Source organism: Streptomyces sp. NPDC046303, from assembly GCF_055588085.1.
The window spans coordinates 159,543-172,660 of record NZ_JBVJFA010000018.1; the positions used below are offsets into that span (position 1 = coordinate 159,543).

Genomic DNA, 13,118 nt, shown 5'->3' on the forward strand with positions numbered 1-13,118 from the left:
CGTACTTTCGTGAGGATCGGGACCAGGGGGAAAGGGGACCGGGGAACGGGGCCGCCCGCGGCGGTCAGGCCGTCGGGCCGAGACGCCGTGCCGCCAGGGCGGAGGTCGCCGCCCGGTCCGGCTTGCGCGAGCGCCCCGACAGGGGGATGCGGGCGAAGAGGAGGGCGTCGGGGCGTGCCGCGCCCATCCGGTGGAGCGGGCCGGACAGGGCGCTGCGCAGGGCGGGTTCGTCCACACCGCGGCCCGGCTGCACGACGGCGACGAGCTGTTCGTCGCCGTCGCCCGCCGGGACTCCGACGAGGACGGCCAGTTCCACGCCCGGCACGTGCAGGGCAGGCTCGTACAGCCCCGGATAGATGTTCTCCGCCCGGCGCAGCACCATGTCCTTGCACCTGCCCTCCAGGACGATCCGGCCCGCGCCGTCCAGCCGCGCCCGGTCGCCCGTGCGCACCCACGCGTCGGGCTCCTCGCCGAGGTAGCGGTGGCGGGCGGCGGCTCCGGCCAGCAGCAGCTGGCCGTCGGCGTCGGTTTCGGCCAGGACGCCCGGCAGCGGGGTGCCGACCAGGTCGCCGGGGCCCTCGAAGGCGGACTTCTCCCGTGCCTCGACCGCGGCGGCCGGGAAGAGTTCGGTGAGCGCGTACACCCCCCACGCGCGGGCCGCGCCCGCGGCCCGTACCCGCTCCAGCAGGGCGGCGTCGGCCGGGGCCGAGCCCGTCCAGACCCGGCCGTGGAAGCGGGCGCCCGCGTCCAGCGCGTCCCGCAGCCCGGGCGGGGTCAGATAGGTGTCCTGGGGGCGCAGCCGGTGGAGCTGGCGGGCCAGCACCCGCGGGTCGCGGGCCGGGAGGGCGACGGGGGCGCCGCGGGTCAGCGAGGGGACCAGGACGAAGAAGGTGCCGCCGAGCACGGGCTGGTCCGGGGCCGCGTCGAAGAGGGAGGCGACCGTGGCCATGCCGGCGGCAAGGCTCGACCGGGTGTGCACCACGGCGCGCGGCCGGGAGGTGGTCCCCGAGGTGAACACGATCACCGCGTCCCCGTCGTGGTCCCCGTGCACGGGGACCCCCGCCCGGGGGGCCGACAGGTCCAGCGCGGGCCCGCAGCCGGGCAGCCGGCGCCCGACGGTGGCCACCGGACCCAGCTCGGCGAGGTCGGGCAGCGCGAGCCGCGCCCGGCGGGCCAGCGGCCGGGCCCAGCCGGCCACCGCCTGCGCGGCCGCGTCGGCCAGCACCAGCGAGGGCCGGGCCAGGGACAGCCGGGCACGCAGCACGTCCGGCCCGGCACCCGGGTCGAGGACGGCACCGCGCAGCCCGAGCCGCCACAGGGCGAGCAGGACGGCGAGGGCCCGCGGCCCGGGTCGTACGGCGACGCCGACGGTGTCCCCGGCGCGCAGTCCGCGCGCGTGCAGGGCGGCGGCGAACGCGTCGGACAGCTCGGCGAGTTCCCCGCGGGTGGCCCGGACGCGGGCGGCGCCGGTACGGGTGGCGGTGAGGACGGCCGGCTGCTCGGGGCGGCTGCGCAGCGCATGGTCGAGGCGGTCGAGCATCAGCGGGGATCCGTTCCGTGGGTGCCGCTGCCCTGGTCCAGGTACCAGCGGGCGGTCCCCGCGATCCCGTAGGCCCGCAGGCGCCGCGTGGAGTTCTCCACGACCATCTGCCGGCAGTGCGATATCCGGTCGGTGTGGCGGCGTACGGCGTTGAGGAAGAGCCGGTCGGTGGGCGAGGGGCGCCGGGGCATGCCGCCGACGGCCAGGTACAGGTCGGCGGTGATGGCCATGTTGTTTCCGGCGTGCATGCGGTACGGGGCCCGGAAGCCCTTGCGGCGGGCGTGCCCGGGCCGCAGCCGCCCGAACAGCGCGGCGAGCGCCACGAGGACGGCGAAGCCGGCCCGGCCCAGCGGGCCGTGTTCGTCGCGCCGGGCGGTGATCCGCCCGCACACCAGGCCGGGCCGCTGCGTGAGGGCGGCGCGCGCGGCGCGCGTCCAGCCGGGCCGGGGCAGGCAGTCGGCGTCGGTGCGGGCCAGCAGGGCCGCGCCGCGGCCGATCGCGTACCGGAATCCGGTGTCCACGGCCGAGCCGACGCCCTTCTCGGGCTCCTCGATCACCTCGACCGGGAACGGCGCGCCCGCCGCGAACTCCCGGGCGATCGCGGCCGTCCGGTCCGCCGAGGCGTTGTCGACGACCAGCAGGGTGAAGTCCCGGTCCTGCTGCGCGGCGAGGGCCCGCAGGGTCTGCGCGAGGCGCGCCTCCTCCTCGTGCGCGGGGACGACCACCCACAGCGACCGGCTCACGACTTCTCCCAGACCATCGTCATGATGCTGATGCCGCCGCCGAGTCCGACGAACAACACCCTCTGTCCCGGTTCCAGTTCGGCGAAGACCCGGTCCAGCTGGACCCCGATGCTCGCGCTCGCCACGTTGCCGAGCTCCGGCACGGTCACCACGAGCTTCCCGGCCGGTACCCCGGTCAGCTCCGCGAACCGCTCCAGGTACGGCACGGTCACCTGGTGCACCAGCACCTTGGCGAAGCCGTCCCAGTCCATCCCCGTCCGGTGCAGCGTCCGGTCGATGACGGCGGTGCCCACCTTCTCGAAGACGCCGCGCAGTTCGTGGCCGTCGCCGCGGAAGTAGGTGTGCTCGTCGCCGCGCGGGTGGCGCGAACCGCCGCCGGGTATGCCCCCGACCTCCCAGTGCTCCGAGTGGGTCTCGGTGTCCACGTCGAGGATCCCGCCGTGTTCCACGGCCTCCACCACGACGGCGGCGCCCGCGTCGCCGAACGTGTACCCGGCGAAGCCGCTGCGGAACTCGGCGATGCCGGCGGGATCCTTGCGCACCGCCCGGCTTGGGGTCTCGCCGGTGACCACCAGGGCCCGGCGCGCCCGCCCGGCCAGGATCATCGACCGGGCGAGGTCGATGCCGTTCACGAAGCTGTTGCACGCGTTGGTGACGTCGACGGCGTGGGCCCGCGACCCCAGCTCCGCCTGCACGATGTGCGCGGTGGCGGGCTCGACCATGTCGCGGGAGGCGGAGGCGAAGAGCAGCAGGTCGATGTCGAGCGGGCTCAGGCCGGCGGAGTCCAGCGCCCGGCGGGCCGCGCCCACGGCGAGGGTGGAGGCGTACACGTGGGCGTCCGCGACGCGGCGGGAGACGATCCCGGTGGCCTGCCGGAGCAGCGTCGGCGGCAGCGTCAGGCCGCTGCGCCGGGCCACCTCCTGCTGGAGGGAGTCCGAAGTGAGCACCTCGGCGGGCAGCATGCTGCCGACGGCGGTTATACCGGCGCGCGGCCGCTGGTCACATGGCTGAAAAGGCATGCCCACATGATGACAAGCCGCCATCTCCCGGGCCTGAGTAGGGATGCTCAGATCCGTGCACAGGCCGGATGAGTATCCCCGGCCGGCGCACCGGCTCCGAAGTGGAGTGATTCAGGGGGCTGTTGCGCGACGGGTGGCTCCCTTACCGTCTTCGCCAGACGCGCGGGCCGTCGGCAGCGACCATTGCCGTTCTCCGGCTGTACGGCCAGGTGTCAGACAAGGATCTCCGTCCGGTACACCGGGGGCGCTGTCCTTGGGGCGCCCCTCGACTCCCGCCCCTCACCCGCAGAGGTCGTCACCCCATGGCTGAACTCAACCGCCGCAGGTTCCTGCAGATAGCCGGCGGCACCGCCGCGCTGACGATGCTGAACGACAGCATCGCGCGGGCCGCCGCCATCCAGGCGCAGGGCTCCACCGGCACGATCCAGGACATCGAGCACGTCGTCGTCCTGATGCAGGAGAACCGGTCCTTCGACCACTACTTCGGCGCGATGAAGGGGGTCCGGGGCTTCGGTGACCCGCGGCCCGTCCTCCAGGACAACGGCAAGTCCGTCTTCCACCAGTCCAACGGGACGAAGGACATCCTGCCCTTCCACCCGGAGGTCGAGGACCTCGGGATGCAGTTCCTGACGGGCCTGGACCACGACTGGGCCGGGGGCCACCAGGCGTACAACAACGGCAAGTACGACAAGTGGGTCCCGGCCAAGACGGCCACGACCATGTCGTACATGGCCCGGAACGACATTCCGTTCCACTACGCCCTCGCCGACGCCTTCACCGTGTGCGACGCCTACCACTGCTCCTTCATCGGCGCCACGGACCCCAACCGCTACTACATGTGGACGGGCTACACGGGCAACGACGGAACCGGCAGCGGCCCGGTCCTCGGCAACCAGGAGCTCGGCTACGGCTGGAAGACCTACCCCGAGCGCCTGGAGGCGGCCGGGATCTCCTGGAAGGTCTACCAGGACATCGGCGACGGCCTCGACGCGAACGGCCACTGGGGCTGGATCAACGACGCCTTCCGCGGCAACTACGGCGACAACTCGCTGCTCTACTTCAACACCTACCGCAACGCCCAGCCCGGCAGCCCCCTCTACGAGAAGGCCCGCACCGGCACCAACGTCAAGGCGGGCGACGGGTACTTCGACCGGCTGCGCGCCGACGTGCTGAACGGCACCCTGCCGAAGGTCTCGTACATCACCGCGCCCGAGGCGTTCAGCGAGCACTCCAACTGGCCGACGAACTTCGGCGCCTGGTACATCTCGCAGGTCCTGGACGCGCTCACCGCGAACCCCGCGGTGTGGGCGAAGACCGCCCTGTTCGTCACCTACGACGAGAACGACGGCTTCTTCGACCACGTGGTGCCCCCGTACCCGCCCGCCTCCTCGGCGTGGGGCCTGTCCACCGCGAGCGTCACCGGCGACCTGTACAACGGCGGGGGCGGCTACGCGGCCGGACCGTACGGGCTCGGCCCGCGCGTCCCGATGATCGTGGTCTCGCCCTGGAGCAAGGGCGGCTACGTCTGCTCCGAGACCTTCGACCACACGTCGATCATCCGCTTCCTGGAGAAGCGCTTCGGCGTGCAGGAGCCCAACATCTCGCCGTGGCGCCGCGCCGTCTGCGGTGACCTGACCTCGGCGTTCGACTTCACCCGGGCGGACGCCGCGCCCGCCGCGCTGCCCTCCACGGCCGGGTACGTCCCGCCGGACAAGAACCGCCACCCGTCGTTCTACCCGACCGTGCCGGCCACGGGCTCCCTGCCCCGGCAGGAGGCCGGCTCCAAGCCGACCCGGGCGCTGGGCTACAGCCCGTACGTGGACGGCCGGGCGACGCCCTCCACCGGCAAGTTCACCCTGACCTTCGCCTCCGGCCCCACCCTCGGCGCCCACTTCCACAGCACCTCGGGCAACCGCACGGACGGCCCCTGGCCCTACACGGTCGAGGCGGGCAAGACCCTCTCGGACACCTGGAGCACCAGCAGCTCCACCGGCAACCAGATCAACCTTTCGGTGTGGGGCCCCAACGGCTTCCTGCGCACCTGGAAGGGGCCGGCGAAGAAGGCCGGCCCCGAGGTCACCGCCCGCCACGACGGGACCACCGGAAACCTCAGGCTGACCCTGACCAACTCCGGTGCGGCGGCGGTCAACCTCACGGTGACCAACGCCTACGGCGGCGCGTCCCAGACCCTGCGGGTCGCGGCCGGCGGCACCGCCGCGTACACGGTGGACCTGAGCACGACGGGCCGCTGGTACGACGTCCGGGTGGTCTCCGACGCCGACACCACCTTCCTGCGCCGCTTCGCCGGCCACGTGGAAACGGGCGCCCCGGGCATCTCCGACCCGGCGATCAAAACCGTCTGACCCGGTCCCGTACGGGTGAATCCACCCTCTCCCGCCGCCCGCGAAGTTAACGCTTGCGTTAACTTCGCGGGCATGGCTCAAGCGCTACCAGGCCCACGTCGCCGAACTCGAGACCAGGGAGTACGAATGAGCGCCGTAGGCTGGGACGAAGTCAAGCGCCAGGTGTACGAGCGCCGACTGGCGGCCGGACTGCCGGTGCGGTCTCCGGTGGAGAAGCAGGCCGCGATGGACCGGCTCATGGCCGAGGTGCGCGCCTACCGGCCGGCCGAGATCCGTCAGGAGCAGGCACTGACCCAGAAGGACGTCGCGGAAACCATGGGCGTCTCGGCCCCCAGGGTGTCGGCCATCGAGAACGGTGAGACCGACCGGACGGAGGTCGCCACCCTGCGCTCGTACGTCGAGGCGCTCGGCGGACGGCTCCGGGTGGTGGCCGACTTCGGGGACACGGAGTACACCGTGGCGTGACTCGCCTGCGGGCGGCGGTGTGACGGCAGGCCCGCTGGGCAGGAGGTACGGCGTCGGTTTTCGACGGCCCGTCACCGAGGGAGAACGCATGGCCATCGCCCACCGCAGGATCGGCACCGGACCCGTCCGCGTCATCGTCCTGCACGACTGGTTCGGCACCTGCGCCAACTGGGGCTCCGTGCTGGACTACTTGGACCCCGAGGAGTTCTCGTACGCCTTCCTCGACTACCGAGGCTACGGGGAGCGCCGTGACGTGCCCGGCCGCCACAGCCTGCCCGAGATCGCCGACGACGTCCTGGAACTCGCCGACGAGCTCGGCTGGGACACCTTCTCCCTCCTCGGCCACTCCATGGGGGGCAAGGCCGCTCAGCAGGTGCTCGTGCGGGCCCCCGAGCGGATCGAGAAGCTCGTCGGGATCAACCCGGTCCCCGCCGGGCCCTACGAGATGGACGACGCGACCCACGCCCTCTTCTACGGCGCCGCGGAGGACCCGGCCAAGCGCCGGACCATCCTCGACCTGGTGACCGGTCACCGGGCCGGCCGCCACTGGCTGGACCGGATGGTCGCCCACTCCCTGGAAACCTCCCGCCCCGAGGCCTTCGCCGGCTACCTCGCGAGCTGGCAGCCGCTCGACCTGTCCGCGGCCGTGAAGGGCAACACCGTCCCGGTGCTGGTCGTGGTCGGCGAGTACGACCTCGCGCTCACCGCCGATGTGATGCGCGCCACCTGGCAGGTCTCGTACCCGAACTGCCGCGTCCACCCCCTCCCCGGCGCCGGCCACTACCCGCCGCACGAGACCCCGGTGGCCTTCGCGGCCGAGGTCGAGGCCTTCCTGCGCGCGTAGGAACCCCGGAAAAGCCCGTGAGGGGTACGAGGAAACCTCGTACCCCTCACGGGACCAACAGGGTGAGTGACGGGACTTGAACCCGCGGCCACCTGGACCACAACCAGGTGCTCTACCAACTGAGCTACACCCACCACGACGGGCGGCGGACCACCCGTTCGATGTGCAAGCACAGCATAGCCGATCAGAAGGGTGGTCCCGCGACGCGTTATCGCCGGGCGGCGTGGGCGACGGCGGCCGCGGCGAGCGCCCGGAGGATCGGGTGCGGACGCGTCCCGTCGCCGTGCAGCTCGGGCTGGAACAGCGTCGCCAGGAAGAAGGGGTGCCCGGGCAGCTCCGCGATGCGGACCTGCCCGTCCTCGTCGTGCCCCGACAGCCGCAGGCCGTGCGCGGTCAGCTCCGGCAGGTGCCGGGGGGCCGGCCCGTAGCTGCAGTGGTAGCGCTCCATCGACCGCTCGGCGCCGAGCGCGGACTCGGCGAGCGAGCCGGGCCGGGCCCGTACGAGGCCCTCGTGTCCGACGAGCGAGCAGGCGAGCGGCGCGATCAGCAGGTCTTCGGCGCCCGGGTCGTTCTCGGCGTGCGCGGCGTCCGCCAGTCCGCAGACCGACCGGGCGTACTCCAGCAGGGCGTGCTGGAAGCCGCCGCAGGTCCCGAGGAAGGGGATGCCCTCCTCGCGGGCCACCCGGACCGCGGCCAGCGCCCCGGCCTCGCTGGCGTACGGGCTTCCGGGCAGCAGCCACACGGCGTCGAAGCGGGCCAGCGTCCCGGCGGCGGCCTCGGCTTCGGCCTCGCCGGTGGGGACCCAGTACGCGTCGAGGACGAGCCCGTCGCGGGAAGCCAGGGCGTCGAGGAGGAGCGGGATCCGGGCGTGGGACTCCACGTGCGGGGAGCGGTCGCCGACGAGTGCGATCCGGGCGGTCCGGGGGATCAGGGTGGTCTGGGTCGTCTGCGTCGTTTGGGCGATCTGCGCGGTCGTCATGTGGATCATCCTGGGGGCGGGTCCGGCTTCAGCGCCAACGATTGTTCTTGCTTGCTCGATAAGCAAACCTGATGACCATGGATCCGCACCTGCTCCGCACCTTCGTCACCGTGGCCCGGCTCTCGTCCTTCTCCGCGGCCGCCCGCGAGCTCGGCTACACCCAGTCCGCCGTCTCCCAGCACATCGCCGCCCTCGAAGGAGACCTGCGCACCGAGCTGCTCAGCCGCCGGCCCGTCGCGCCGACCCCGGCCGGGACGCGCCTGCTCGAGCACGCCGGACCGCTGCTGCTGCGGCTCGATGCCGCGCGGGCCGATGTACTGCGGCTGGCCGCCGCGCCGCCCGGCCGGGTCACGCTCGCCGCCTCCCCGCTGGCCGTCGGCCCCGCGCTGCTCGCGGCGCTGCCCGCCACCGGGGTCACCCTGCGGGTGCTGCCCCCGGCGGAGGTGCCCGCCGCGGTCGCCACCGGGGGCTGCGACCTCGGCCTCGTCGACGGCCTCGCCGCGCCCAGCGACCCGCTGCGGCTGCCCGACGTGGCCCCGCTGACCGTGACGGGCGTGGCCGAGGAGGGCCTGGCCGTCCTGCTGCCCGACGGGCACCCCTTCGCCGGGCGGGCCGCCGTCCGGCTGGAGGACCTCGCCGACGCCCGGTGGATCGACGCCCCCGGCCTCGGGCTGCCGCTCACCGCCGGCCGCTCCGCCCTGCGCTACGACGGCACCGACCTGCTCGCCCTGTGCGCCCTCGCCGCCGCCGGGCACGGCCTCGTCCTGCTGCCGCGCCGGGTCGCCGCGGCCGCCGGCGCGGGGGTCGCCGTACCGCTGTCCGTCCCGCGCCTGGTGCACCGTACGGAGCTGCTCTCGCCGGGAACTCCGACCGGCGCGGCCGCTGCGCTCGCCGCACGGCTCACGGCAGGATCACCCGTATGACCCACGAACCCGCACCCTTCACGGCCGAGGACTACGCCGCCCGGATGGCCGCCGCCGCGCAGACCGCCGCCGACGCCGGACTGGCCGGGCTGCTGATCGCACCCGGGCCCGACCTGACGTACCTCACCGGCTACCGTCCCACCGCCGAAACCGAGCGGCTCACCCTGCTGGTGCTGGCCGCCGGACAGGAGCCGGTGCTCGTGGTGCCCGCGCTGGAGGCCCCCGACGCCGCCAAGGCCCCCGGCGCCGCCGCGCTGACCCTGCGCGACTGGACCGACGGGAAGAACCCGTACACGGTCACCGCCCCGCTGCTGGACGCGGCCGGACGGTTCGGGGTCAGCGACAACACCTGGGCCCTGCACCTCCTCGGACTGCAGCGGGAGTTGCCCGCCACCTCCTACGCTCCGCTCACCGACGCGCTGCCCATGCTGCGCGCGGTGAAGGACGACCGGGAGCTGGAGCGCCTCGCGGCGGCGGGCGCCGCGGCCGACGCCGCCTACGCGCAGATCCTCCACCTCCCCTTCGCGGGCCGCCGGGAGACCGAGGTCGCCGAGGACCTGGCCGGGCTGCTGCGCGCACACGGCCACTCCCAGGTCGACTTCACCGTCGTCGGTTCCGGACCCAACGGGGCCAACCCGCACCACGAAGCCGGTGAACGCGTCATCCGGCACGGCGACATGGTCGTCCTCGACTTCGGCGGCCTGCGGTACGGCTACGGCTCCGACATCTCCCGCACCGTCCACGTGGGCGAGCCGGCCGCCGAGGAGCAGCGCGTCCACGACATCGTCCGCGAGGCCCAGCAGGCCGGGGTGGCCGCCGTCCGGCCGGGGGCCACCTGCCAGGACGTGGACCGCGCGGCCCGCGCGGTGATCATGGAGTTCGGCTACGGCGACCGCTTCATCCACCGCACCGGCCACGGCATCGGCGTCACCACCCACGAGCCCCCGTACATGGTCGAGGGCGAGGAGCAGCCCCTGGTCCCCGGCATGTGCTTCTCCGTGGAGCCGGGCATCTACCTGCCCGGCCGGTTCGGCGTCCGCATCGAGGACATCGTGACCGTCACCGGGGACGGCGGGCGCCGCCTCAACAACGCCCCGCGCGAGCTCGCGGTCGTCGAGTAGCGGGTAGCCGGGTAGCCGGGTAGCCGGGTCAGGGGCCGAGGACGACGGCCGATGCGCCCGGTACGCGGATCCGCCCGTCCGGGCCCGGGTGTTCGAGGGGCTCCCAGGCGGCCAGCACCCGTACCCCGTTGCGCCCCAGCGCGATCGTCACCGGTTCCGGGGAGAAGTTCACGGCCACCCGTACGTCACCCCGCCGGAAGGTGAGCCAGCGCCGCTCCTCGTCGTGGGCGACCCGGACCGCCGCCAGGTCCGGGTCGCGCAGGTCCGGGTGCGAGCGGCGCAGCGCGACGAGGGTGCGGTACCAGGCCAGCAGGCGGGCGTGGTCCGCCCGCTCCGGCTCCGCCCAGTCGAGGCAGGAGCGGTCGCGGGTCGCCGGGTCCTGCGGGTCGGGGATCTCTTCGGCCTTCCAGCCGTGCGCCGCGAACTCCCGCCGCCGGCCCGCCCGTACGGCCTCGGCCAGCTCCGGGTCGGGATGGTCCGTGAAGTACTGCCACGGCGTGCCCGCACCCCACTCCTCGCCCATGAACAGCATCGGTACGAACGGCCCGGTGAGCGCGACGGTCGCGGCGCACGCCAGCAGCCCGGGGGAGAGCGAGGCGGCGAGCCGGTCGCCGAGCGCCCGGTTGCCGATCTGGTCGTGGGTCTGCGTGTAGCCGAGGAAGCGGTGGGCCGGTGTCCGGCGGCGGTCCACCGGGCGGCCGTGGGTGCGGCCCCGGAAGGAGGACCAGGTCCCGTCGTGGAAGAAGCCGCGGGTCAGGGTCTTGCCCAGGGCGGCCAGCGGGGCCCGGGCGAAGTCGGCGTAGTACGCCTGGGATTCACCGGTCAGGGCACAGTGCAGGGCGTGGTGGAAGTCGTCGTTCCACTGGGCGTGCAGCCCCAGGCCCCCGTCGGCGCGCGGGGTGATCGTGCGCGGGTCGCACCGGTCGGACTCGGCGATCAGGAACAGCGGCCGGCCGGTCTCGGCCGCCAGCTCGTCCACGGCGGCGGCCAGTTCCTCCAGGAAGGTCAGGGCCCGGTCGTCGGCGAGCGCGTGCACGGCGTCGAGGCGCAGCCCGTCGATCCCGTAGTCGCGCAGCCAGGCCAGCGCGCTGCCCAGGAAGTACGCGCGCACCTCGTCGGAGCCGGGTGCGTCCAGGTTCACCGCCGCGCCCCACGGGGTGTGGTGGGTGTCGGTGAAGTACGGGCCGTAGGCGGGCAGGTGGTTGCCGGAGGGGCCGAGGTGGTTGTGGACCACGTCCAGGACCACGCCCAGCCCGGCGGCGTGGGCCGCCTCCACGAACCGGGCCAGCCCGGCCGGTCCGCCGTACGGCTCGTGCACCGCCCAGGGGGCGACCCCGTCGTATCCCCAGCCGTGCCGGCCGGGGAAGGGGCAGACGGGCATCAGCTCCACGTGTGTGACGCCGAGGCCGGTGAGGTGGCCCAGGCGGGCCGAGGCGGCGTCGAAGGTGCCCTCGGGGGTGAAGGTGCCGATGTGCAGCTCGTAGAGGACCGCGTCCTGGAGGGGGGTGCGCGGCGCCGGGGCCCGTACGGCCCCCGGTCCGGGGAGGGTTTCGAAGTCGACCACCGCGGACAGGCCGTCGGGGCCGTCCGGCAGTCGCCGGCCGCGCGGATCGGGCCGCGGGACGGACGCGCCGTCCAGCAGGAAGCCGTACCGGCTCCCGTCGGAGGCGGGGGCCTGCACGGTCCACCAGCCCTCGCGCTCCGGGTCGCGCGCCATCTCGTACGTCGCGTCGTCGAGTCGCATGGCGACATGACCTGTCAGCGGTGCCCACACCTCGAACTGCACGGACGTTCCCCTCGTCTGCGGCGCTGTTCAGCATGCGTATCCTGCCCATCATTCCGGCCGCGGCGGGGGTGTTCTGGACACTCCGGCCCCGACGGGCCGACAATCACCCTGTGACGTCGAGTTTTGAGTTCCCCGCCTACCCCGTGCCGCGGCTCTCGGACGCCGAGCGCGACCGGGCGCTGGGCCAGCTCAGAGAGGGCGCTGCCCTCGGCAAGCTGTCCCACGACACGTTCCTGCGCCGGATGGAACTCGCCCTGGTGGCGCGCCGTTCCGAGGACCTCGCCGTCCTCACCGCCGACCTCCAGACGCGGGAGGGCACCGAAAGCCCCTGGACCCGTCGGCTGTTCGGCTGGGTGGGGCGGGTGTCCGCCGTGTCGGTCGGCGTCCGGCGCGCCTGGGCGGCGGAGAAGCTGCCCAAGCTGCTGCTGCCGCACCCCGGGGCGGGCGGCCTGCGGATCGGCCGCGACCCCGGCAACGGGCTGCGGCTCAGCCACGAGACCGTCTCCCGGGCGCACGCGGAGCTCAGCCTGCACGGAGGGGTGTGGGTGCTCAAGGACCTCGGCTCCACCAACGGGACCACCGTCAACGGGCGCCGCGTGACCGGCTCCGCCGTGGTCCGCGACGGCGACCAGGTCGGCTTCGGGAAGATGACCTTCCGGCTGTCCTCGAGCTGAACCTTCCGGTCGACCGGCCCGCCGGGCCGGCCCGGCGGGCCGTGGTGCAGGGTGGCGGGCATGGAACACACACCTGTCGTGCGCCGCGCACGCGTCGGCGACCTGCCCCGTCTGGTCGAGCTCATGCGGGAGCACATCGCGTACGAGAAGTCGGCGCCCCGGGCCCCCGGTCTCGCCGAGCGGCTCGGGCCGCAGCTGTTCGCCGAGGACGCGCGGCTGTGGGTGCTGCTGGCCGAGACCCCCGGCGGCGAGGCCGCCGGATACGCCGCCTGCTCCGCCGAGTTCTCCTTCTGGGACGCCGGGCACTACCTGCACATGGACTGCCTCTACCTGACCGAGGCCGCCCGCGGCCACGGGCTGGGCGCCGCCCTGATGGACGGCGTACGGGGCCTGGCCCGCGAGCTCGGCCTCACCGAGGTGCAGTGGCAGACCCCCGACTGGAACGAGGGCGCGATCCGCTTCTACGACCGGCTCGGCGCCACCGGCCGGTCCAAGCGCCGGTACGGCCTGCCGGTGGACGGCTCCTAGTACCAGGGCCCGGTGGGCCACCTGCGGTCGCGACACCCCTAGACGAGTAAGTCCGAAGTCTCGGGCGCATGAAGCGAGGGTCTCGTTGATCTGTTTGTGACGACAGATCTCGAAACCCTCGCTACAGCACTGT

General features: G+C 73.8%; 12 protein-coding genes and 1 tRNA gene. 7 read left to right on the top strand and 6 right to left on the bottom strand.

The window, feature by feature from the left end; genetic code table 11:
• Positions 1-64: 64 nt before the first annotated feature.
• From ACZ6I1_RS20650 to ACZ6I1_RS20660, 3 genes are read right to left on the bottom strand one after another with little or no spacing between them, the layout of a single operon-like run.
• Complete coding sequence (locus ACZ6I1_RS20650; RefSeq protein ID WP_469289139.1) at positions 65-1,540, bottom strand: class I adenylate-forming enzyme family protein; 1,476 nt, start codon at positions 1,538-1,540, stop codon at positions 65-67.
• Positions 1,540-2,283 carry a glycosyltransferase family 2 protein gene (locus ACZ6I1_RS20655; RefSeq protein ID WP_469289141.1) on the bottom strand — a complete coding sequence of 248 codons (744 nt, stop codon included), beginning with the start codon at positions 2,281-2,283 and terminating at the stop codon, positions 1,540-1,542. The genes ACZ6I1_RS20650 and ACZ6I1_RS20655 overlap by 1 nt, the downstream gene beginning before the upstream one ends.
• Positions 2,280-3,302, bottom strand: a complete 1,023-nt coding sequence (locus tag ACZ6I1_RS20660) for a 3-oxoacyl-ACP synthase III family protein (protein ID WP_469289143.1) — start codon at positions 3,300-3,302, stop codon at positions 2,280-2,282. Before ACZ6I1_RS20660 ends, ACZ6I1_RS20655 begins: the two co-directional genes overlap by 4 nt.
• A gap of 302 nt (positions 3,303-3,604) precedes the next feature.
• Here ACZ6I1_RS20660 and ACZ6I1_RS20665 point away from each other — a divergent pair, with 302 nt between their 5' ends.
• The 3 genes from ACZ6I1_RS20665 (at position 3,605) to ACZ6I1_RS20675 (ending at position 6,974) form a co-directional block, all read left to right on the top strand.
• The gene (locus ACZ6I1_RS20665) at positions 3,605-5,665 is read left to right on the top strand and encodes a phosphocholine-specific phospholipase C (RefSeq protein WP_469289145.1); all 2,061 of its coding nucleotides are present in this window, start codon (positions 3,605-3,607) and stop codon (positions 5,663-5,665) included.
• Between the two features lie 126 nt (positions 5,666-5,791).
• Entirely contained in the window at positions 5,792-6,130 is a 339-nt protein-coding gene (locus ACZ6I1_RS20670; protein WP_469289147.1) for an XRE family transcriptional regulator, read from the top strand.
• 88 nt (positions 6,131-6,218) lie between these two features.
• On the top strand, positions 6,219-6,974 hold the full coding sequence (locus tag ACZ6I1_RS20675) for an alpha/beta fold hydrolase (RefSeq protein ID WP_469289149.1): 756 nt from the start codon (positions 6,219-6,221) through the stop codon (positions 6,972-6,974).
• A gap of 61 nt (positions 6,975-7,035) precedes the next feature.
• On the opposite strand, the gene ACZ6I1_RS20680 is transcribed toward ACZ6I1_RS20675, so the two are convergent.
• Positions 7,036-7,108: transfer RNA gene (locus ACZ6I1_RS20680), tRNA-His, on the bottom strand.
• Between the two features lie 74 nt (positions 7,109-7,182).
• The gene (locus ACZ6I1_RS20685) at positions 7,183-7,953 is read right to left on the bottom strand and encodes a CTP synthase C-terminal region-related (seleno)protein (RefSeq protein WP_469289151.1); all 771 of its coding nucleotides are present in this window, start codon (positions 7,951-7,953) and stop codon (positions 7,183-7,185) included.
• Between the two features lie 77 nt (positions 7,954-8,030).
• Between ACZ6I1_RS20685 and ACZ6I1_RS20690 the strand changes: the two genes are divergently transcribed.
• Both ACZ6I1_RS20690 and ACZ6I1_RS20695 read left to right on the top strand, forming a co-directional pair.
• Entirely contained in the window at positions 8,031-8,876 is an 846-nt protein-coding gene (locus tag ACZ6I1_RS20690) for a LysR family transcriptional regulator (protein WP_469289176.1), read from the top strand.
• Positions 8,873-9,997: a M24 family metallopeptidase gene (locus tag ACZ6I1_RS20695; protein WP_469289153.1), complete on the top strand. Its 1,125-nt coding sequence runs from the start codon at positions 8,873-8,875 to the stop codon at positions 9,995-9,997. The genes ACZ6I1_RS20690 and ACZ6I1_RS20695 overlap by 4 nt, the downstream gene beginning before the upstream one ends.
• 28 nt (positions 9,998-10,025) lie before the next feature.
• Here ACZ6I1_RS20695 and treZ read toward each other — a convergent pair whose 3' ends face one another.
• The gene (gene treZ / locus ACZ6I1_RS20700) at positions 10,026-11,783 is read right to left on the bottom strand and encodes a malto-oligosyltrehalose trehalohydrolase (RefSeq protein ID WP_469289155.1); all 1,758 of its coding nucleotides are present in this window, start codon (positions 11,781-11,783) and stop codon (positions 10,026-10,028) included.
• A gap of 110 nt (positions 11,784-11,893) precedes the next feature.
• Here treZ and ACZ6I1_RS20705 point away from each other — a divergent pair, with 110 nt between their 5' ends.
• On the top strand, positions 11,894-12,457 hold the full coding sequence (locus tag ACZ6I1_RS20705) for an FHA domain-containing protein (protein ID WP_469289157.1): 564 nt from the start codon (positions 11,894-11,896) through the stop codon (positions 12,455-12,457).
• Between the two features lie 60 nt (positions 12,458-12,517).
• Positions 12,518-12,985 carry a GNAT family N-acetyltransferase gene (locus ACZ6I1_RS20710; RefSeq protein WP_469289159.1) on the top strand — a complete coding sequence of 156 codons (468 nt, stop codon included), beginning with the start codon at positions 12,518-12,520 and terminating at the stop codon, positions 12,983-12,985.
• The last annotated feature ends 133 nt before the right edge of the window (positions 12,986-13,118 follow it).

Excerpts from the sequence above, each read along its gene's own strand:
- ACZ6I1_RS20690 (WP_469289176.1), top strand. The coding sequence starts at position 8,031 with ATGGATCCGCACCTGCTCCGCACCTTCGTCACCGTGGCCCGGCTCTCG.
- ACZ6I1_RS20675 (WP_469289149.1), top strand. The coding sequence starts at position 6,219 with ATGGCCATCGCCCACCGCAGGATCGGCACCGGACCCGTCCGCGTCATC.
- ACZ6I1_RS20665 (WP_469289145.1), top strand. The coding sequence starts at position 3,605 with ATGGCTGAACTCAACCGCCGCAGGTTCCTGCAGATAGCCGGCGGCACC.
- ACZ6I1_RS20685 (WP_469289151.1), bottom strand. The coding sequence starts at position 7,953 with ATGACGACCGCGCAGATCGCCCAAACGACGCAGACGACCCAGACCACC.
- ACZ6I1_RS20695 (WP_469289153.1), top strand. The coding sequence starts at position 8,873 with ATGACCCACGAACCCGCACCCTTCACGGCCGAGGACTACGCCGCCCGG.
- ACZ6I1_RS20710 (WP_469289159.1), top strand. The coding sequence starts at position 12,518 with ATGGAACACACACCTGTCGTGCGCCGCGCACGCGTCGGCGACCTGCCC.
- ACZ6I1_RS20670 (WP_469289147.1), top strand. The coding sequence starts at position 5,792 with ATGAGCGCCGTAGGCTGGGACGAAGTCAAGCGCCAGGTGTACGAGCGC.
- ACZ6I1_RS20660 (WP_469289143.1), bottom strand. The coding sequence starts at position 3,302 with ATGCCTTTTCAGCCATGTGACCAGCGGCCGCGCGCCGGTATAACCGCC.
- ACZ6I1_RS20650 (WP_469289139.1), bottom strand. The coding sequence starts at position 1,540 with ATGCTCGACCGCCTCGACCATGCGCTGCGCAGCCGCCCCGAGCAGCCG.